Source organism: Massilia agri, from assembly GCF_024753255.1.
GTDB classification, from domain to species: Bacteria; Pseudomonadota; Gammaproteobacteria; order Burkholderiales; family Burkholderiaceae_D; genus Telluria; species Telluria agri.
The window spans coordinates 68,975-88,193 of the sequence record NZ_JANUHA010000012.1 but is presented as its reverse complement, the minus strand read 5'-3'; the positions used below and the strand labels follow the sequence as shown (position 1 = coordinate 88,193).

At 66.9% G+C, this 19,219-nt stretch carries 15 protein-coding genes; 8 read left to right on the top strand and 7 right to left on the bottom strand.

Going from position 1 to position 19,219, the window contains the following annotated elements; genetic code table 11:
• Positions 1–80 precede the first annotated feature (80 nt).
• On the top strand, positions 81–266 hold the full coding sequence (locus NX780_RS16885; protein WP_258829044.1) for a hypothetical protein: 186 nt from the start codon (positions 81–83) through the stop codon (positions 264–266).
• 10 nt (positions 267–276) lie between these two features.
• Here NX780_RS16885 and NX780_RS16880 read toward each other — a convergent pair whose 3' ends face one another.
• Together NX780_RS16880 and NX780_RS16875 are read right to left on the bottom strand one after the other, a co-directional pair.
• Entirely contained in the window at positions 277–4,710 is a 4,434-nt protein-coding gene (locus tag NX780_RS16880) for a translocation/assembly module TamB domain-containing protein (RefSeq protein ID WP_258829043.1), read from the bottom strand.
• Complete coding sequence (locus NX780_RS16875) at positions 4,710–6,560, bottom strand: autotransporter assembly complex protein TamA (protein ID WP_258829042.1); 1,851 nt, start codon at positions 6,558–6,560, stop codon at positions 4,710–4,712. Before NX780_RS16875 ends, NX780_RS16880 begins: the two co-directional genes overlap by 1 nt.
• 152 nt (positions 6,561–6,712) lie before the next feature.
• On the opposite strand from NX780_RS16875, the gene queC reads away from it, so the two are divergent.
• Both queC and NX780_RS16865 read left to right on the top strand, forming a co-directional pair.
• Entirely contained in the window at positions 6,713–7,423 is a 711-nt protein-coding gene (gene queC, locus NX780_RS16870; RefSeq protein ID WP_258829041.1) for a 7-cyano-7-deazaguanine synthase QueC, read from the top strand.
• A 29-nt stretch (positions 7,424–7,452) separates the two neighbouring features.
• On the top strand, positions 7,453–7,698 hold the full coding sequence (locus tag NX780_RS16865; protein ID WP_258829040.1) for a hypothetical protein: 246 nt from the start codon (positions 7,453–7,455) through the stop codon (positions 7,696–7,698).
• On the opposite strand, the gene NX780_RS16860 is transcribed toward NX780_RS16865, so the two are convergent.
• Positions 7,695–8,105, bottom strand: coding sequence for a RidA family protein (locus NX780_RS16860; protein WP_258829039.1), 411 nt, complete (start codon positions 8,103–8,105; stop codon positions 7,695–7,697). The genes NX780_RS16865 and NX780_RS16860 overlap by 4 nt on opposite strands.
• 111 nt (positions 8,106–8,216) lie before the next feature.
• On the opposite strand from NX780_RS16860, the gene NX780_RS16855 reads away from it, so the two are divergent.
• The gene (locus NX780_RS16855) at positions 8,217–9,128 is read left to right on the top strand and encodes a LysR family transcriptional regulator (RefSeq protein ID WP_258829038.1); all 912 of its coding nucleotides are present in this window, start codon (positions 8,217–8,219) and stop codon (positions 9,126–9,128) included.
• Here NX780_RS16855 and NX780_RS16850 read toward each other — a convergent pair.
• Entirely contained in the window at positions 9,125–11,770 is a 2,646-nt protein-coding gene (locus NX780_RS16850; protein WP_258829037.1) for a bifunctional diguanylate cyclase/phosphodiesterase, read from the bottom strand. The two genes, NX780_RS16855 and NX780_RS16850, sit on opposite strands and share 4 nt — an antisense overlap.
• A 113-nt stretch (positions 11,771–11,883) precedes the next feature.
• The gene (locus NX780_RS16845) at positions 11,884–12,273 is read right to left on the bottom strand and encodes a hypothetical protein (protein WP_258829036.1); all 390 of its coding nucleotides are present in this window, start codon (positions 12,271–12,273) and stop codon (positions 11,884–11,886) included.
• A gap of 529 nt (positions 12,274–12,802) precedes the next feature.
• Between NX780_RS16845 and NX780_RS16840 the strand changes: the two genes are divergently transcribed.
• Positions 12,803–13,303 carry a hypothetical protein gene (locus NX780_RS16840; protein WP_258829035.1) on the top strand — a complete coding sequence of 167 codons (501 nt, stop codon included), beginning with the start codon at positions 12,803–12,805 and terminating at the stop codon, positions 13,301–13,303.
• Between the two features lie 102 nt (positions 13,304–13,405).
• A complete protein-coding gene (locus tag NX780_RS16835; protein ID WP_258829034.1) occupies positions 13,406–15,337 on the top strand; it encodes a GAF domain-containing sensor histidine kinase in 1,932 nt (643 codons plus the stop codon).
• 127 nt (positions 15,338–15,464) lie between these two features.
• Here the strand turns inward: NX780_RS16835 and NX780_RS16830 are convergent, their stop codons facing one another.
• Positions 15,465–16,967, bottom strand: coding sequence for an HD domain-containing phosphohydrolase (locus NX780_RS16830; protein WP_258829033.1), 1,503 nt, complete (start codon positions 16,965–16,967; stop codon positions 15,465–15,467).
• A 189-nt stretch (positions 16,968–17,156) separates the two neighbouring features.
• Complete coding sequence (locus NX780_RS16825; protein WP_258829032.1) at positions 17,157–17,897, bottom strand: DNA-formamidopyrimidine glycosylase family protein; 741 nt, start codon at positions 17,895–17,897, stop codon at positions 17,157–17,159.
• Positions 17,898–18,054: 157 nt separating this feature from the next.
• Between NX780_RS16825 and NX780_RS16820 the strand changes: the two genes are divergently transcribed.
• Both NX780_RS16820 and NX780_RS16815 read left to right on the top strand, forming a co-directional pair.
• Positions 18,055–18,543 carry a DUF3016 domain-containing protein gene (locus NX780_RS16820; protein ID WP_258829031.1) on the top strand — a complete coding sequence of 163 codons (489 nt, stop codon included), beginning with the start codon at positions 18,055–18,057 and terminating at the stop codon, positions 18,541–18,543.
• A gap of 165 nt (positions 18,544–18,708) precedes the next feature.
• On the top strand, positions 18,709–19,203 hold the full coding sequence (locus tag NX780_RS16815) for a DUF3016 domain-containing protein (RefSeq protein ID WP_258829030.1): 495 nt from the start codon (positions 18,709–18,711) through the stop codon (positions 19,201–19,203).
• The last annotated feature ends 16 nt before the right edge of the window (positions 19,204–19,219 follow it).

Here is a 19,219-nt window from a genome sequence, read left to right as displayed (position 1 = left end):
CACGGGAGACGGCAGCGGACGGCAGCCCCAGGGCGCTCATGATAAGGTTCTCTTCCGGTTTGAATGAGGAGATTCCCGCCATGAATGCAGTTTCGTTTCCGCATTTCCCCGTGAAAGCGCACCGCGCACCGGACCCGGCCCCGATCGAGGAACCGGCTCCCGAGCCTTTCGACACGCCCCATCCGCACCACCAGCCCGGGCACAACCACACGCCCGCCGGTGACCAGGACCCGGTACCGGATCCCAAGCCCAGCGTCCTGCATTAGACCGGTTCGATCAGTCGAAGGCCCAGGAATACAGCACGTCCAGCGCGGTATTGGTGCCGGTCTGGAACTGCAGCGTGATCTTCGGGCTCCACTTGTAGCGCAGGCGCACCAGGCTCGAGGCCGTGGTCGCGCCCTGCTCGAAGCTGAGGTAGGCGCGCGAGGAGATACGCTTGCCGACCGTCACCACCGTGCTCTCCAGGCCGGTCGCGGTACCGTTGGCCTGCTTCAGGCCGAGCTCGTCCACCCCGAGCGAGGTGGCCAGCTTTTGCGTGATGCCGCCGGTGCCGCCCTTGCCGCCGAGCAGGGCGGCCGCCGCGGCCGCCAGCACATCTTTCTCGTTGCCGCTCGTACCTTCCATGCCGTGGCCGAGCACCAGCCAGGACAGCTTCTCGCTGTCCGGCACGTTCGGCGTCGACACCAGCTGCGCCTGCGGCGACTGGGCCGTGCCGCGCACCCGGACGCCGGCTTCCACATTCGTCTCGGACAGCTGCTCGCCCTCGGGGCGCTTGCGCACCGCGAGCACGTCGAGGGCCGGGTTGTCGTAGGGGCCGCTGAAGGTGATGACGGCGCGCTCGATGGCGAGCTTCTGGCCGTAGGCCGCGTAGTCGCCTTCGACGGCGCGGATGGTGCCGTTCACGCGCGGGGCGCCGGCGCCGACCTTGCGCACGCGGACGTTGCCGGCCAGGGTCGCATCGATGCCGAGGCCGCGCAGCTTGAATTCCTCGCCCAGGTCGGCGCGCAGGTCGATGGTGAGCGGCAGCTCTTCCTTCCTGTTCGAGGCGACGGGTTTGGCGCCGCCCTGGCCCAGCACGATCACGTCGTCCGACATGGTCGGGCGGCCCTGGGGCGCGAATTCGATCAGGGCGCGGTCGGCGCGCACATTGCCCTCCAGGGCGAAGCGTTCGCTGTCGCGCACGAGGGACGCCTTGCCGCTCAGGACCACGGTGCGGTCGGGGCGCGACAGCGCTTCGAGCTTGTCGAGGGTGAGGCGCAGGTCGGCCGCGGCCAGGCCGCTGGAGAAGCGCAGCGAGCCGTCGGCCGAGGCGCTGCCCTGGCGGCCCTGGAAGTAGAGGCGCTGCAGGTTCAGCTGGTCGCCAGCCAGGTTGGCGCGCAGCTCGCCGTTCTGCAGGCGCACGCCCTGCTCGGGCCAGCGCACGGCGAGCTTGTCGCCCTGCACGCTGCCGTCCAGGCGCGGCGTGCCGATGGTACCGGAGCCGGTGAGGGCCAGGCGCAGCGCGCCGTCCAGCTCCAGGCCGGACTGGCCGGCGAAGGACGCCAGCCAGGCGATCGAGCCCATATTGGCGTTGGCCGTCATGCGCATGGGGCTGTCGCGGTCCAGGCGGCCCTGGATCAGCTGGGCCGAGCCTTCGACGCTCGCGGTGCCGGTGCGTGTGCCGTCGAGCGCGACCTTCACGCGCAGGGCGCCGCCGGTGACGTCGGCGCGCGCGTCCAGCGTGCGCAGGCCGAGCGGCACCGGGCTGTCGCCGCCGGCGATCACGTCGCCCTTTTCGCGGAACACGTGGACCATGCCGTCCAGCGCCGGCGCGCCGCCGGTGGCGGTGGCCGTGCGCAGGTCGAGGGCCCATTGCGCACCCAGGGTGAGGTCGCCGCGCGCGTTGTCGCGGATCGCGGGCGAGAACTGGGCGAGATAGGTGAGCGGCACGTTGTCCGCATGACCGCGGCTAGCCCAGCGCGGGCCGTTCTTGACCAGCGAGTCGACCGTGACGCTGCCGGCCGGCAGGCGCACCACGGCGCCATTGAAGGCGATGCTTTCCGGCTTCGCCAGGCCCATGACGCCGCTGCCCCTGGGGCCGGCGATGGTGAGCGGGACCGGCGCCTGCAGCGTCATCGCGTAGCGGCCGCGGTTCTGCATGGCGGCCAGCGTGCCGCTCCAGGTGTCGCCTTTGAGGCCGCCGCGCACCTCGACGTTGGCGTCGAAAGCGTCGCCGACGGCGGCCGCCCGCAGGGTATGCGCGCCGCGGGTGCCCTCGGTCTTCAGGCTGGCGGAAGCGACGCGTGTCTCGCCGCTCACGTAGTCAAGCACCTGGATGTCGGTCGCAATCGCGTCACGCGCGCCGCGGCCGGAGCCGATGTTGGCGCTGGCGCGCAGCGAGCGGATGTTGTGGGTGCCCATCAGGCGCAGGTTCTGGCCTTCCAGCGCCGCGGTAAGAGAAGGCGTGTCCATGGTGCCGGACAAGGTACCCTGGCCGCGCAGCAGGCCGCCGTAGTCCTGGCCGAGCGCCGCCAGCTGCGGCGCGTCGATGCGCCAGGCCAGCTGGTCGGCGCCAAGCCCGAAGCTGCCCTTGGCGGCGACCAGGTTGGCGCCCACGTGCAGGTCGACGTCGGCATTCGATACGTGGCGGCGGTCGGCCGTGAGTTTCGCATGGCCCCACAGCGGCGAGTTCGACAACGTCGAGTCCTGCACGCGCAGGTCCAGTGCGCCGCGCCAGTCGGCGCCGCTGCGGCCGCTCGCGTCGAAACTGCCGTTGATCCAACCGGCGAGCGGCGAGCCGAAGGCGGCCGGGTTGAAACGCTGCGCCGTGCCGCTCACCTTCGCTTCGACGAAGCGGGCGCCTTCGCTGCCGGCCAGCCAGGCCTCGCCGCTGGCGCGCAGGCTGCCGTTGGCGTTCTTGCGCTGCGCCGCGACCCAGCCCAGGTTGTCGGCATTGACTTCGAAGGTGGTGCGTGGGGCTTGCATGGTGCCGGTCGCCACGCCGCTGGCATTGATGGCCCCATACAGGTCGCTGCGCGCGGCCGAGAGCTGGCGGCCATCCAGGCGCCAGGTCAGGCGGTCGCCCGCGCCGCCGAAGGCGCCCTTGAGTGCCGCCGTGTTCTGGCCGAGGGCGAGGCTGGCGTCGATGCCGCTGATGCGCTTCGCATCGGCGTGCAGCTTGCCTTCGCCGCTCAGGGCCTGGTCGAACAGGCGGCTGCGGCGCACGGCGAAATCGGCGTCCACGCGCCATGCCGGAGCCAGCGCCCCGGCCACGTTGACGCTGGCGTTGATGTCGGCCTGCGGGAAGTTGCCGAAGTTGGCCGGGTTGAAGCGGCTCGCCGTGGCGCTGGCCTTGAAGGCTTTGTCGTCCAGCAGGTTCATGTTGCCGGTGACGTCGACACGGCTGCCGCCGGAGGACAAGCGCGCCTCGCGCACCGTCACCACGTTCTTTTCCAGCGTCGCCAGGGCCGTCAGGCGCATCGCCTTGTCGGCCAGGTTGGCCTGCAGGGTCTGGACGTCGGCGGCATTGCTCACCTGGATGTCGCCGCGGATCGCGGTGGGCTTCATCGTGGAATGGATGCCCTTCAGGTCGAAGCGCTCGGTGTGCAGGGCGAAGCGCGCGGTGCCGATGCCTTCCTCGTCCGCTCCCCGTTGCACGCCGCCCGTCCCGGTGAAGCGGCCGGCCGCGCCGAAGTCCATCAGCACGTCGGATACCTGCAGGGCATCCAGGCTTCCGCCTAGCTGGCCGCGCATGCTGCGCAGCGGCAGGCGCTGCTGGTCGATGGTGCCTTCCGGACCATCGTTCGTGATGTCGACGCGGCCGCTGATGTTGCGCTTCTCGTCCAGCTTGCCGGCGATGGCGAAGGTGAGATCCGCCGTCGGCAGCGAAGGGTTGAAGAAGCCCGGATCGACGTTGCGGCCGTTGATGCGCATCTCGCGCAGCGGGATATCGGCATAGGGCGAGAGCACGAAGCGGGCGTCGCCCGTCGCGCGCCCGGCCTGGCCGTTGGCGTCCACCAGCGTGGTTTCCAGGTCGCCGCCGACCTTCAGGCGCAGCTGGGCCGCTCGAGCGCCGGCCTTGGCCTTCGACTGCGTCAGGCTGGCGGTGGCATCGAGCTTGAAGGGACGCTGGGCGCCGATGCTGCCATTTGCCGCCACATCGCCCCAGGGCGTCACGGCGGCGGCGTCGCGCACTTCCCAGCGCTGCTTGTTGCCTTCCAGGCGCAGGCGGATATTGTCGATGCGCGTTTCCGCGCCCTTGGACACGAACACCGCCTGGTCCAGGCGGGCGTCGTCGATCGAGACCGGGAAGGGCGGCGCCAGCTTCACCGGCATGGTGCTCTTTTCCTCGGACTCCTTGAGCGTCTCGACGCGCAGGCTGGCCGCGCGCAGCTCGTCGACCAGGATGCCGCGCGAAACGATCTGCGCGGGCGACCAGCGCAGGTCGATCGTGTTGGCGACGATGAGCTGCTCGTCGGTGCGCCACACGACGCGGTCGATGTGCATGGCGCCGTACAGCGAGCCGCGCACGCCCGTCAGCGTGAGCTTGCCGCCGGTGGAGGCCGCGACCTTCTGCGCGATCATCTGCAGCGTGGTCTCGCGGCCCAGGTACCAGAGCGTGCCGCCCACCAGGATGCCGGTCACGACGACGCCGATGGCGACGCGGCGCGGCCAGCGGCGTGGTTTCGCCGCGGGCTCCGTGGTCGGCGGGGGTGTGTCGTTCGTATCCATCAGAAGGTGAATCCCAGGGAGAAGTGCAGGCGCGCCTTTTTGACGGCGTGGCCATAGGCCAGGTCGACGTTGATCGGGCCGACCGGGCTGCGCCAGCGCGCGCCCACGCCGAAGCCGGATTTCGGTTTCAGGTCGCCGACCTTGTCGGCGGCGTTGCCGGCGTCGTAGAACACGGCCACGCCCCATGGTGGGCGGAAATAATACTGATACTCGGCGCTCGCGGTGATCATGTACTTGCCGCCGACGATGGCGCCGTTCTCGCGCACCCCCAGCTCACGGTAGCCGTAGCCGCGCACCGACTGGTCGCCGCCGGCGCGGAACAGGAAGGTGGAGGGCACGCCCAGCTTGTCCTTGGCCGCCACGCCGCCGAATTCGCCGCGCAGGACCAGGGTGCCGGATTCGCCCAGCGGCTTGAACATCTGGCCGCGCAGGTAGAGGCGCAGGAATTTTTCATCGGTCAGGATCGGCAGCAGCGCGCCGCCCAGCTGGCCCTGCAGCACATAGCCGTTGGTCGGCTGGATCAGGCTGTCCAGGCGGCGCTTGGTGATGCTGTAGGTGAGCGGCAGGCTGCGCGTCGTCGTCGGCTCCTTCGGCGGCACTTCGCGTTTCTCGACCAGGGCTTCGAGGGTCAGGCTGCGCTCGAGCAGCGGCGAGCCCCACTGGCGGCGCGCGGCCACGGTGGCCAGGGTGGTGATCTCGCCGCGCACGTCGTTGCGCTCGACGCCGGCGCCGACGCTGTCGTTATAGCCCTTGGGCGTGGTCGGCCAATAAAAATCGACGCGCGCGGTCTGGCGTTTCTGTTCGTAGATGATGTCGCTCTTCATGCGCTTGCCGAACACGTTCAGGTCGTCGTAGCTGGCCTGGGCGCGCCCGCCGGTGTCGGTCGAGAAGCCGAGACCGACCTCGACGTTCTTGCGCTTGTTCTCGGTGACGCGCACCAGCACCGGCAGCACGGTGGGGCCGGTGGACGGCTCCACCGTGGTGGGGTCGCCGTCGGCATCGTTGTCGCCGTCCTTCAGGTCCTGGATCTCGGCATTGAGCACGGCGCGCATGTCGGCGCTGACCTCCACGCTGCTGAAGTAGCCGGTGTCCTGCAGGCGCGATTGCAGGGCCTGCAGTGCGGCCTCGCTGTATTCGTCGCCGGGCTTGATGCGGTTGAGATTCGTGATGACCTCGCGCGGATAGCGCTTCAGGCCGCGGATGCGCAGCTCGCCAAAGCGCATCTCGGGGCCGCTGTCGATCACGACGTGGAGCAGGGCGCGGCGTTCGTCGGGGTCGACGGTGGCGCTGGTCTCGACCAGGCGCGCGCGCGGGAAGCGCCGCTGCGCCACGTCGCGCAGCAGCTCGCGCTTGGCGGCTTCCCAGTCGGCCTGCCGGAAACGCGCGCCCACCGGCAGCTGCCAGCGCTGGCGCAGGGCGGCCGCGTCGAAGGGCGCCGCGCCTTCGTCGAGCGGGGCGAAGCCCTGCAGCACCAGGTCGACGTCGCCGACCACGGTCGGCTCGCCCGGGTCGACGATCACGCGCGCCACGGGACGGCTGCCGCTGGTATCGAGGCCGGCGGAGATCTTGGGCGAGTAATAGCCTTCGGTGGCGATGAAGGTCTTGGCCTGGGCCGGCGCTTCCTTGACCAGGCGCTGCAGCTGCTCCATGTCGACACGCGGGTTGCCGCGCCAGCGCATCAGGTCGAGGTTTTCTTCCAGCATGTTTTCCAGCTGGCGCGGCGCGTCGATGCGGACCTGGTAGTCGATGCCCTGGGCGTGCAATGCGGTCGCGAAGAGCAAAGCGCCTATCCCCATCAGGAGACGGGAAAGGGGCAGCAGGCGGCAGGGGATCGATCTGACAAGCAACATGACACTCCGACGAAGAATTTCATGGCAATCTTAACGGATTGGCAAAAACGACGACGGACTGCTGAGTCTTGCGTGCGCCACTGGCGCCGCACGATTGACCCGGTTTTATGCCAGAATGCGCGGTTCTCCTGTCCACCTTTCGGAACACGATCATGCAATCGCAAGACACCGCACTCGTCCTCTTCAGCGGGGGCCAAGACTCCACCACCTGCCTGGCCTGGGCCTTGCAGCGCTATGCGCGCGTGGAGACCATCGGCTTCGACTACGGCCAGCGCCATGCGATCGAACTGGAGGTGCGCCCCGCGCTGCTGGCGAAAATGCGCGCACTGAACCCCGGGTGGGATGCGCGCCTGGGCGAGGACCACATGATCGACCTGGGCCTGATCTCGAAGATTTCGGACACGGCCCTGACCAGCAACGTGGCCATCGCGATGCAGGAAAACGGCCTGCCGAACACCTTCGTCCCGGGCCGCAACCTCCTGTTCATGACGGTGGCGGCGACCGTGGCCTACCGCCGCGGCCTGAACGTGCTGGTGGGCGGCATGTGCGAGACCGATTTTTCGGGCTACCCGGACTGCCGCGACGACACCATGAAGGCGCTGCAGGTGGTCCTCAATCTCGGCATGGCGACGCGCCTGAAGGTCGAGACGCCGCTGATGTGGATCGACAAGGCCCAGACCTGGCAGCTGGCCGAGGATTGCGGCGGTTCGGCGCTGGTCGATCTGATCCGCTTCGACACCCACACCTGCTACCTGGGCGAGCGCGGCGCGGCCCACGCCTGGGGCCATGGCTGCGGCACCTGCCCCGCCTGCGCACTGCGCGCGCGCGGCTACGAGCAGTACGTGGCCGGCAAGGCTGCCTGAGTCCGCACCATCGGCTACGACGAATGGCGATGACGAATTATACGAAGTGGCTGCTCAGGTCGAGATTGGCAGCGTTCATTGGCGGCGCTTTGTTCCTAGGCACAAGTTTTGCCGCATTCGAACTAGACCTGCCCGCACGGGTGACGAAGATCCTCATTCCCATCGGCCTGTGCCTGCTTGTCTTCGGCATGCTGGACAGCTTGGGGCTGATTCAAAGAAAGTGGGTCAAGGCAGCCATCCGTGAGGAAAACCAGCGGATGCGCCCCGGCAGCTAGTTCCGACCGCTGGCTGGCTCGGGTAGCTTCGCCACCACCTTGATCTCGAACTGGAATCCGTACAGCCAGGTCACGCCCACCGCCGTCACATTCGGGTAGGGCGCTTCGCCCCAGAACTCCTGCGCCACGCTCCAGATCCGTTCGAAGCGTTGTTCCGGGTCGACGATGAAGACCGTCACGTCGACCACGTCGGCGAAGCCGCAGCCGGCCGCGCCGAGCACCGCGTTCAGGTTCTGGAAGGCGCGCCGCACCTGGGTGTCCAGTTCCGGTTCGGGCGAGCCGTCCTCGCGGCTGCCGACCTGGCCCGAGACGAACAGGAAGCCGCCGGACTTCACCGCCGGCGAGTAGCGGTTCTTTTCATAGAGGGCCTGGCGGCCGGCTGGGAAGACTACTTCACGTACTGACATCGCATTTCTCCTTGGTTGAGGGCAGGAGGATGGTAGTCTTCCGGATTGTGCGGATAAACAGACGATTCGCGTCAGGACTGTTTGTCTAATCCAAATAATTCGGGAGGCGGGATGGACAGGTTCGACGCGATGCGTGCATTCGTGCGGGTGGTGGAGGCAGGCAGTTTCACCAGGGCGGCCGAGACGCTGCACATGAGCCGCACCAGTGTCACCCAGCTGGTGCAGCAGCTGGAAAGCCACCTGCGCGTGAAGCTGCTCAACCGCACCACGCGCAAGGTCAACGTCACCGAGGACGGCGCCGTCTACTACGAGCGCGTGGCGCGCCTGCTGTCGGAACTCGAGGACGTCGAGATCGGCCTGCCCGGCAACGCGGCCACCCCGCGCGGACAGCTGCGGGTCGACGTGCCCAGCCCCTTCGCCAATATGGTGCTGGTGCCGGCCCTGCCGGCCTTCCACGCGCAATACCCGGAAATCCAGTTCGAAATGGGCGCCAGCGACCGCAAGGTCGACCTGATCGGCGAGAACGTCGACTGCGTCGTGCGTGGTGGCGAGATCCTCGATGGTTCGCTGGTGGCGCGGCGCGTCGGCGAGCTGCGCCTGGGCGTGTATGCGGCGCCCGCCTATCTCGCGCGCGCCGGCACGCCCGCCCACCCGGCCGAGCTGGTCGACTCGCACCATCGCATCGTCCGTTTTCGCTGGAACAGGAGCGGCGGCTTTCCCTACGCCATGCACCGAGGCGAAGAGACGGCCACGGTCGGCGGCACGCACATCCTGTCGATCGACGACGGCAACGCGTATCTCACCGCCGGCCTGGCTGGCCTGGGCGTGCTGTGGCTGCCCGATTACATGGCGCGCGAACACGCGCTGGCGGGCCGCCTGGCGCCGCTGTTGACGGACTGGCGCATCGACCCGATGCCGCTGCACATTGCGTATCCGCCGAACCGCCACATGAGCCGCAAGCTGCGCGTCTTCATCGACTGGGTGAGCGCGCTGATGGCGCAGCATGCGCCGCTGCCGGGCTAGGCCCGCACGCCTTCCATCAGCGGCAGCACCGCCTCGCGCTCGAGCGGTTTGCTGAACAGGAAGCCCTGGTACTCGTCGCAGGCCATCGAGCGCAGCACCCCGAGCTGGGTGTCCGTCTCCACCCCCTCGGCCACGACTTTCAGCTTCAGTCCACGCGCCAGGTTGACGATCGAGAGCGCGATCGCGGCGCTGTCCTCGTCGCGCCCGAGGTCGCGCACGAAGGCGCGGTCGACCTTCAGGCGCGACAGCGGGAAGCGCTTCAGGTAGGCCAGGCTGGAATAGCCGGTGCCGAAGTCGTCGATCGCAAGGTCGACGCCGAGGGCGCGGATGTCGTGCATCAGGACGTCCACTTCCTCTTCGCGGCTCATCAGGGCCGATTCGGTGATTTCCAGTTCGAGGCAGCCGCGTTCGATCCGGTATCTGTCCAGGCAGCGCCGCACCGTGTCGAGCAGCGACTTCTGGTATAGCTGGCGCGGCGCCAGGTTGACCGCCACCCTGACCGGCCGTCCCAGCCGCGTGTTCCACTCGCCCATCTGGCGGCAGGCCTCTTCCAGCGCCCAGGCGCCGATCGGGATGATCAGGCCGGTGCGTTCGGCGATCGGGATGAACTCGACCGGCGACACGGCGCCCAGTTCCGGGCTGGTCCAGCGCAGCAGGGCCTCGAAGCCGACCACCCGCTGGTCCTGCACGGTGACCTTGGGCTGGTAGACCAGGCGCAGCTCGCCGCGCTCCAGCGCCCGGCGCAGGTGGGCCTCGATGGTCAGGCGGCGGCCGAGTTCCGAGTGCGCGCTGGCGGAAAAGAAGCGCACGGCCTGCTCGAGCTCGATGCCGGCGCCGCTGGCCGCGCCCTGCGCGTTGCGATGCAGCTCGTCCGCGCTTTGTCCGTCGTGCGGGAACAGCGCCAGGCCCAGGCGCGGTCCGAGGTAGAAATCGCGTCCGTCGAGCCTCAAGGGGCCGGACATGAGGGCATGCAGTTCGGTGGCGAAGCGCTCCACCCCGGGACGGCCCTCGGCGGCATCGCGCAGGAAGGCGAATTCGGCGCCGCGCACGTGCGCGACCACGGCCGTGTCGCCACAGGCGTCGCGCAGCAGCTCGGCGACCTGGCGCAGGGCGCGGTTGCCGGCCTCGTGGCCGAGCAGGTCGATGATCTCGTGCAGGCGGTCGAGCACCAGCGTGACGACCGCCAGTTCGCGCCCCGCCGCCGCGGCGATCCGCGCTTCCAGCAGGCGCCAGAACTGCAGCTGGTTCGGCAGCCCCGTCACCGGGTCGAATTCGGCGAGCCAGGCCAGGCGGGCCTCGGCCCGCTCGCGCTCGGTGATGTCGGTCAGCACATTCACCAGGTGGGCCTTGCCGTCCTCGCTGGCGAGGCGGCTGGTCAGCTGGATCACGGTGCGGGCCTCGCCGCTGCCGTCGCGCACCGAGCCGGCGGCGTCCAGGCTGGACCCGTTGGCCAGCACCTGTTCGTAGCGGCGCTCGCGGTCGCTGTCGGCGCCATCGAACACCGCGCGCTCCTCCAGGCCGGGCAGGGTGTCGCGCGGGCGTCCCACCAGGCGGGCGAAGGCATCGTTGGCCAGCACGATGCGGCGCGCGCCGTCGAGCACCCAGACCGGGGCGCCGATCGCGTTGACGATCGAGGACAGGTAGTCGAAACGCTTGGCCAGCCTCGCCTCGCTGGCCGACACCATGTCGACCAGGCGATACTGGCGGCGCGTGTCGCGGGCCACGCGCCAGGCCAGCAGCACCAGCACGGCCGACAGCAGCAGGTAGAAGGCCAGGGCCGTCCACAGGCGCCCGAACCAGCCCGCCAGGGCCACGTCGCGCTTCATGCCGGTGATGATGACCAGGTCGGCGCCCTCGACCACGTCGTAGCCGTACAGGCCGGCGGAACCGTCGATCGGGCTGTTCGCCTGGAAGGCGCCGCGGCTGGCGCGCGGCAGCTGCTCGCGAAACAGCGGCGTGTCGAGGAAGGAGCGGCCGATGCCGGCCGGGTAGCCGGGCCCGCGCACCAGCATGGTGCCGTCGAGGTGCAGCAGGGTGACCGATCCGCCGGGCCCGAGTTCGACCAGGTTGTAGAGGCGTTCGAAGCGCCGCGAATCGACCTGGGCCACCACGGTGCCGACAAGGCGGCCGGCACGGTCGCGCACGGGATGCATGCAGTTCAGGACCGCGCGGCCGGTAACGCGGTCGACGTCCGAGACCGTGATCCGGCGCGCGGGCGCGCCGGCGGGCGGCGTCGGAAAGCTGGGCATGTCCAGGCTGCTGGTGCCCGGAGTGACGCTACCGGCCAGCCGCCCGTCGGCATCGAAGAGCACGAGGCGCAGCAGATAGGGATGGGCCGCCTGCACCTGCGTATCGTCGAGCGTCGTGGCCTGTGGCGTTGCCGGACGCGCCAGCAGCATGCGCGCCGCGCCCAGCGATGCGCCCTCGATGGCCTGGGACACACCGGCCGTTTGCGCCGCGAAGGCGACCGCCACATTGCGCAGCGTGAGTTGTTGTTCGCGCAGCGCATCCTGGTAGCTGGCGAACAGCATCGCAGCCGTCACGAAGCCCAGGGCGGCGATCAGCCCGGCAGTCACGATCGCCAGGCGCGCCGGCGAATACGGGCGCTTCGGTTTCAGGTCGGAAGAGGGGAAGGCTCGCATGTGCGCCATATCGGTTGAAGAACCATGGCCCGATTCTACAGGGCAGTCCCGCAAGCGCAGCGCAAAGTAAATACGGCCGGGGAAGCCCGGCCGTTCGATGGGGCGGAAGGGGCTCAGGCGGCGGGCTGCACGCCCGGCTTCAGTTCGCGCTGGCGGCGCGAGCGGGACACCATGTACCAGACGATCGCGATCGGGATCAGGAGCGGCAACAGCAGCGGCGAGATCGCCAGCAGCACCGCACCCGCCGCGAAGCCCAGCGCGCCGATCACGATCACGCCCACGCCGGCGAAGACCACGGCCAGCACCAGGCCCACGAACAGCATCACCACCGTGGCGATCACTGCGCCGCCGCCGGCGAAGACGAGACCGATCAGCCATCCGAGCGGCCCGCCGATTTCTTCGCCATCGATGTTCACCGTCATGAAGTCGGCGGTCTCGGTGAGGATGTTCCACAGCAGCACGGCAAACAGGAACAGGATGATGATTTTTACGGTCGTTTTCATGGCGGTCCTCGTCGGTTGGTCTTCAATATGCTTTCGCGATGGTTGAAGATTAGACGCACGCGTCTGCACCAACCATGGGATTGCGACAGGCTGCATTTTTCGGGCGCCGAGATGTTCCGGCGAGCGATAAAGAGGGGAAACCCGGCGTGCGAAACGTGACGCTTTGGCATTGCTTTCGCACCGAGGGCTCCTATACTGACAGCCTGCTCTGTTACAGGGGGATCCCATGCATCCATTCATCGACAAAATGGGGGACCATGTTCTGCATCCCGCAGCAGCCAACAGCGGTCCCAAAGGCCCACCATCGGCGCCGCCTGCCATCCCGCCGATCATCATCAATCCTTTCAATCGGGAGCTGCCGTCTCCCAGGGGCGACCCGCATCCGACGCCGGTGCGACCGCCGATACGTCCACCATCCGGGCCCGGCTGGCGCTGCCCGAGAATTGCCTGATAAAAAGGGCGAATCACGCTTCTTCCTGTGGTCGGTTTCCTCTATGATCTGTGCTTTGAAGCACGAGGAAACACGACCATGAACGACAACATCGACCACGAGCACGAAGGCGAGGACGCCCCGGTGCAGGAAGCTCGCCTGTGGCAGGCCAACGGCTGGACCGCGCGCGTGATCAAGAACGAGGACGACGAGGGCTGGGCCGTCGCCATGTACAAGGACGGCGAGGCCGAGCCCGCGCTGGTCGGACCCTGGACCATGGGCCGCGACAAGAAGAACCCCAAGCCGCTCGACGTCAACGCCTTCAACACCCTGGTCAAGACGGCGTCGGAAGTCATCCGCCGCCACGAACAGCATTTGCACGCGATCCTGCACAAGAACACGACCATCTCGACCGGGCAGGGCGAGCTGAAGGTCACGCTCGACATCGTGCCGGACGACGACGATCCCTACGGCATCCTTGCCGCCACCGACGAGATGGGCGAGCAGGTGGCGAAGGTGCGCGTACCGGCCAGCTTCAAGCTGAGCCCGGCCTCGGCCTACGCCTGGTTCGAGAATGACTTCCGCGCTCCGCGCGGGTAGGCAAAAGCGGCGGCAAAAGCCACACCCCTCCACATAGCGCTTCGGCTGGCGGGCACGAACTGTTAATATTTCCCCGTTGCATTAATTACTCTTGGGGAAGCAATGGAACGTCTCGACCGGCTGGAAGCGGTCCAGTCGATGCTGCTCGAAATCGGCGAGCTCTCGACCACCTGCAGCGACATCGTCGACTTCATCGGCGCGGTGCACCGCGCCCTCGGTCGCATCATGTATGCGGCCAACTTCTATGTGGCCTTGTGCGACCGCGAGGACGGGACGATCTGGTTCCCCTACTTCGTCGACGAAGCCGACGACGCGGTGCCGATCCTGAACCAGCGGGTGCCGCTCGCCTCACCGGAAAAATCGCCGACCGCCTGGGTGGTGGTGAACAAGCGCCGCCTGATGATCACCGCCGACGAGTTCGTGCAAGCCGGTGCGCAATGGGGCCACGGCAGCGCGGCCGAGCACTGGATGGGCGCGCCGCTGCTCGACCGCCACCAGCAGGCGCTGGGCGCCATGGTCATCCAGAGCTATACGAAAGGCGTCACCTACAGCGAGGAAGACCAGGCCCTGTTCTCGCAGATCGCCAACCACGTCTCGAATGCGCTGCAGGGCCTGCAGAGCGTCGACCGCCTCGAGCGCGCCGTGCAGGAACGCACCGCGGCGCTGGCGCACGAGGTGGCCGAACGCAGCCGCGCCGAGCAGGTGCAGCATGCGCTGTACCAGATCGCCGACCTGTCCGCCCAGGCCCTCGACCCCGAGCTGCTCAGCGCCAGCCTGCACGCCATCATCGGCGAACTGATGGTGGCGAAGAACTTCCTGATCGGCCTCTACCACCCGGACACCCAGGAAATCAGCATTCCCTATTTCGTCGACGAGAAGGATCCAGAAGTGCCGCTCAAGCGTTTTCCTGTCGGCAGGGGCCTGTGCTCGTATGTCCTGTCCAGCAAGCAGGCGCAACTTCACGACGCCACGAGTTTCAGTCACTTGGTCGCCAATGGCCTGGTCAAGGAGCCGCTCGGGCATCTTGGCATCGCCAGCTGGATGGGCGCGCCGATGCTGGTCCACGAACAGCCCTACGGCGTGCTGGTCGTGCAAAGCTACGACCCGGAGACCATGTATACAAAGGCCGACCTCGACCTGCTCGCCTTCGTGGCCAGCCACGTGGCGGTGGCGATCGCGCGCATGCAGGCCGACCGCAAGATCCGCAAGACGAAAGAAGCGCTGGAAGAACAGAACGCGGCGCTCAATGAGGCGCTGACCCGCTTGCAGCTGGCCCAGGCGGAGCTGGTGCGCCAGGAGAAGCTCGCCTCCCTGGGCGGCCTGGTGGCGGGCGTCGCGCACGAGATCAACACGCCGCTGGGCATCTGCGTGACCGCGACCAGCCACCTGGTGCAGGAACTGAAACTCACGCGCGAGGAACTGGCGGCGGGCGAGATGACCGAGGACAGCCTGAACTCCTTCCTCGACATCGTCGACCAGTCGCTGCGCATCATGACCACGAATACCCAGCGGGCCGCGGCGCTGGTGCGCAGCTTCAAGCAGGTCGCGGTGGACCAGTCCTCGGACGACATCCGCAACTTCAACCTCGGCGCCTACCTGAACGAAGTGCTGCTGTCGCTGCAGCCCAAGCTCAAGGGACGGCCCGTGAAGGTGAGCGTGGACTGTCCGAAGGACCTGGTGCTGGACAGCTTCCCGGGCGCGGTCTCGCAGATCGTCACCAATATGGTGGTGAACTCGCTGGTGCACGGCTTCGAGCGCGACCAGGCGGGCAAGATCGACATCCGGGTGAAGGAAGAGGGCGGGGAAGTCGTCTTCGACTACGCGGACGATGGCGCCGGCATGGACCAGGAGGCGCTGGAGAAGCTGTTCGATCCCTTCTTCACCACGAAGCGCGGCAGCGGCGGCAGCGGGCTGGGGGCGCATATCCTGTACAACCTGGTGACGGGGGCGCTGGGTGGGACGGTGAGGGTGGAAAGCGAGCCTGGGAAAGGCTTGCGCTATCACCTGACGTTCCCGCGTTCGCGCAAAAAGTAGGGTGTGCGGCTTCGCCGCACGCGCGTTCAAACCACGGTAATGCTGCCTGCGCGGCAATTCTCCCGCTGGTTGAACGCGTGGGCGGGAGACCCGCCCACCCTACGAACGGCGAGATGCCGGCGTCAGCTCAATCCGGCCACTGCTCGTTGATCGCCAGCGCCTTGTCCATATTCCTGATGAGCAGGTCGACGTAGTGCGGATCCAGGTGGTGCCCCGCCACCTCGCGCAGGTGTTCGGTGACCTTCTCGGCCGGCCAGGCGTCCTTGTAGCAGCGCTTGTGGCTCAGGGCGTCGAACACGTCGGCCACCGCGACGATGCGCGCATACGGGTGGATCGCTTCGCCCTTCAGGCCTTGCGGGTAGCCGCTGCCGTCGTACTTCTCGTGGTGCTGGTGGGCGATCACGGCGGCGGCCTTCAGGATCGGGCGCTGGGAACCGTCGAGGATCTGCAGGCCCACGGTGGGGTGCTGCTTCATGATCTCCCACTCTTCCTCGGTCAGCTTGCCGGGTTTCAGCAGCACCGCGTCCGGCGTGGCGATCTTGCCGACGTCGTGCATCGGCGCGGCGTGCATCAGCGTCGCCACTTCTTCTTCGGGCATGCCGTCCGCCTGGGCGAGCATGTAGCACACCTGCGACATGCGGCGCACGTGATTGCCGGCTTCATAGGAACGCGATTCGACCACGTCGCCCAGGCGCAGGATCAGTTCCGCCTGCGTGTCCGTGATCTCCTGGTTCAGGAGGATGTTGTCGAAGGCGATCGCCACGCCCGAGCAGAACACCTCGAGCAGCTGGGCGTCGATCTCGGCGATTTCGTCCACCCCTTTCAGGACCAGCAGCGAGGCCTTGCCGCTGCTGTTCGGGAAGTAGCCGACATAGGTGTCGCCGTGCAGGCGCGAGATGCGGTTGTGGCGGGCGTCGTCGAGCTGGGCCACCAGTTCCGGGCCGATCTCGCCGGCCAGGTCGCCGATCTGGGCCAGCACCTCGTACTGGCTCTCGCCGGTGATCACGCTGGCGCCCTTCAGGCGCAGCAGCATGCTCTGGTCCAGGCGCAGCAGCGCCACCACCTGCTGCAGCAGGCCGTTGGCGAAGTCCTTCAGGTTCCGCTGCTGGAAGATGTGGGTGGAAGCGGCGATCACGCGTTCCAGGCCTTCGCGGTAGGTCTGCTGGGCGCGGCGCGCGTCCTCGACCTTCATGATGTCGCGGTAGGCGCGCAGGGCGGCGAAGGTGGTGGTGAACAGCTTGGTGCGATCGAGCTCGGTCTTTTCCTTGTAGTCGTTGATGTCGTAGTCGACGATCACGCGCTCTTCCGGCGCCTGGCCCGGCTGGCCGGTGCGCAGCACGATGCGGGTGAACTGGTTGTCCAGGTCCTGGCGCATCCAGCGCGCCACTTCCAGGCCGCTGTCCTCGTTCTCCATCACCACGTCGAGGAAGACCAGCGCGATGTCCTTCTCGCGCGCCAGCACCTCTTTCGCTTCCAGACCGCTGTAGGCATGCACGAAGGTCAGCGCGCGGCCGTCGAGGCGGAAGCGCGACAGGGTCAGCTTGGTGATGTCATGGATGTCCGGCTCGTCGTCGACGAGCAGCACTTTCCATGGCGCGAGCTTGGGCGCGGCGGATGACAGGAAGGACATACGGGTTCCGTTACCTTGGTTGATCACGTTCCAACAGCAGGCGGCTGAAAGGAAAAAATAGCCGCAAGTCAAGTTGATTGTAGTACGGCTATTGAGCCTTAACAACAAGCAACATGAAAAGTGTTGGTTAACGATGTCACATTGCCGCAGGCTATGAATCCTGAATAAAGACAATCCGGCAAAAACACCTCAGGTATAGCGTTTCTGGCAGCGTTCGCAGTAGAAGCTGCGCCGGTTCGAGCGGCCCAGGTTGGCCTTGTGGAAGGGGATGTCGCAGCGCGGGCAGATGCGTTTCGCATGCGCCAACCAGTGCTGCTTGAGGACGTACTGGCGCTTCCATTCCAGGAAGTCGAAGCTGTATTGACGCGCTTCCTCCACGAGAAGCCGCAGCTTGGGCGCGGGCAGGGCCCCGACCGTGGACAGCGGATGCACGCGGATCCGGAACAGCACCTCGTTCTTGATGATGTTGCCGACGCCGGAAAAGATGTCCTGGTCCAGCAGGGCGTCGCAGGCCAGCATGTCGGGCCTGGCGCGCAGCTTCTTGCGCGCCTTCTTCGGGTCCCAGCTCTCCGACATGACGTCGGCGCTGAAATCGTAGGCCTCGTATTCGATGCGGTCGATTTCCCTGATCGCGCAGGCATAGAGGTTGAGTTCGTCGCCCCTGGCGGTCTCGATCGACAGGCGCGGGGTCTTGCCTTCGCGCCGCTCGTTGATGCGCCAGGTGCCGAACAGCAGGAAGTGCACCCGGAGCACCAGTTCGGGCATCTCGATCAGGAGGTGCTTGCCCCAGGTGCGGATGGCCAGGATGTGCTGGCCGATCAATCGGGCCGGGTCGATGGCGCGTACATTGGCGTCCGCGCGGACGATGTCCTGGCCGACGAAGTCGGTCACCAGCTCCTTCAAGATATAGAGCGAAGGTCCTTCGGGCATGGCGTGCTCTCCTTTGCCCCATTGTCGGCCGAGTTCGGAAAACGTCCCGTGCGGGGCCTAACATTGGTCGGGCGGCCCTGTCAAAAGTTATAGTGGACAGTTGCCACAAAGAGCGTATATTTCAGAATAATTAATTTTGAACAAGAAAGGGAGAGACATGAAATCCATGGTGGGTAAGGCGGCCATTGCAGCCGTATTCGCGCTGGCAGCGAACGCCGCGTCGGCCGAGGTGTTCGTGAACTATATCAACCCGGAGAAGTTTGCCGACCTGCCCATGGATGACTGGCAGCGCAAGAAAACGCTGGAAGACATTGCCGCCTATTTCACGAAATTGGGCGACGACCTGCCGAAGGGCCAGGTCCTGAAACTCGATGTCTATAACATCGACCTGTCCGGCCAGGAAGTGCGCGGCAACCGCGCGGGCGGCGACATCCGTTCCCGTGACGGCAAGAACGACTGGCCCCTGATCGAGCTGCAGTACAGCCTGAGCGCCAACGGCCAGGTGCTCGACAGCGGCGACGCCAAGATCAGCGACGTGGCTTACCTGCAGCGCATCATGAAGCGCGCCTACGAAATGGACGAACTGCGCTTCGAGAAGCGCATGATCCAGGAATGGTTCAAGAAGACCATCCTGAAGAAGTCCTGATCACGCCTGGCTGAGCCTGGCAGGATGGAACGGCGCCGCAAGGCGCCGTTCTCGTTTACGCGAGCTAACATATGGATACAAAACTTCGACAAAAGGGGACTGGAAAGCCTGCGTCGAGAGCGTATATTCGATATGTGGACATATGGAACACTGAAAGGGAAAGCGATGAAATCCTTGATCGGCAAAGCGGCCTTCGCGGCCGTGCTCGCGCTGGGTGCCGCCGGCGCCGTCTCGGCGGGTGTGACCGTCAATTATGTGCAGTCCGACAAGTTTTCGGACCTGCCCTTTACCCCCTGGGAGCGTGAAGAGGTCTTGCGCACCCTGGCCGATCACTTCGCCAAGCTGGGCAAGGAATTGCCTGCCGGGCAGGAGCTGACCGTCGAGATCACCGATATCGACCTGGCTGGCCGCGAATACCCGAACCGTCGCGCCGGGGGCGACCTGCGCGTGCTGCAGGGCACCGCGGACTGGCCGCGCATCGAGCTGAATTACTCCCTGAGCGCCAATGGCCAGGTGATCGACAGCGGCAAGGCGCGCCTGGCGGACATGAGCTACATGAGCCGTCCGGTACGCGGTTTCGATACCGACAGCCTGCGCTACGAGAAGCGCATGCTCGACGAATGGTTCAACAAGACCATCCTGCAGAAGAAACCCGGCTGATCGGGCCGCTGCAATG

What these genes read in the sequence shown, in the direction of transcription:
- NX780_RS16885 (WP_258829044.1), top strand. Translation starts at nt 81, where the DNA reads ATGAATGCAGTTTCGTTTCCGCATTTCCCCGTGAAAGCGCACCGCGCA.
- NX780_RS16880 (WP_258829043.1), bottom strand. Translation starts at nt 4,710, where the DNA reads ATGGATACGAACGACACACCCCCGCCGACCACGGAGCCCGCGGCGAAA.
- NX780_RS16875 (WP_258829042.1), bottom strand. Translation starts at nt 6,560, where the DNA reads ATGTTGCTTGTCAGATCGATCCCCTGCCGCCTGCTGCCCCTTTCCCGT.
- queC (WP_258829041.1), top strand. Translation starts at nt 6,713, where the DNA reads ATGCAATCGCAAGACACCGCACTCGTCCTCTTCAGCGGGGGCCAAGAC.
- NX780_RS16865 (WP_258829040.1), top strand. Translation starts at nt 7,453, where the DNA reads ATGACGAATTATACGAAGTGGCTGCTCAGGTCGAGATTGGCAGCGTTC.
- NX780_RS16860 (WP_258829039.1), bottom strand. Translation starts at nt 8,105, where the DNA reads ATGTCAGTACGTGAAGTAGTCTTCCCAGCCGGCCGCCAGGCCCTCTAT.
- NX780_RS16855 (WP_258829038.1), top strand. Translation starts at nt 8,217, where the DNA reads ATGGACAGGTTCGACGCGATGCGTGCATTCGTGCGGGTGGTGGAGGCA.
- NX780_RS16850 (WP_258829037.1), bottom strand. Translation starts at nt 11,770, where the DNA reads ATGCGAGCCTTCCCCTCTTCCGACCTGAAACCGAAGCGCCCGTATTCG.
- NX780_RS16845 (WP_258829036.1), bottom strand. Translation starts at nt 12,273, where the DNA reads ATGAAAACGACCGTAAAAATCATCATCCTGTTCCTGTTTGCCGTGCTG.
- NX780_RS16840 (WP_258829035.1), top strand. Translation starts at nt 12,803, where the DNA reads ATGAACGACAACATCGACCACGAGCACGAAGGCGAGGACGCCCCGGTG.
- NX780_RS16835 (WP_258829034.1), top strand. Translation starts at nt 13,406, where the DNA reads ATGGAACGTCTCGACCGGCTGGAAGCGGTCCAGTCGATGCTGCTCGAA.
- NX780_RS16830 (WP_258829033.1), bottom strand. Translation starts at nt 16,967, where the DNA reads ATGTCCTTCCTGTCATCCGCCGCGCCCAAGCTCGCGCCATGGAAAGTG.
- NX780_RS16825 (WP_258829032.1), bottom strand. Translation starts at nt 17,897, where the DNA reads ATGCCCGAAGGACCTTCGCTCTATATCTTGAAGGAGCTGGTGACCGAC.
- NX780_RS16820 (WP_258829031.1), top strand. Translation starts at nt 18,055, where the DNA reads ATGAAATCCATGGTGGGTAAGGCGGCCATTGCAGCCGTATTCGCGCTG.
- NX780_RS16815 (WP_258829030.1), top strand. Translation starts at nt 18,709, where the DNA reads ATGAAATCCTTGATCGGCAAAGCGGCCTTCGCGGCCGTGCTCGCGCTG.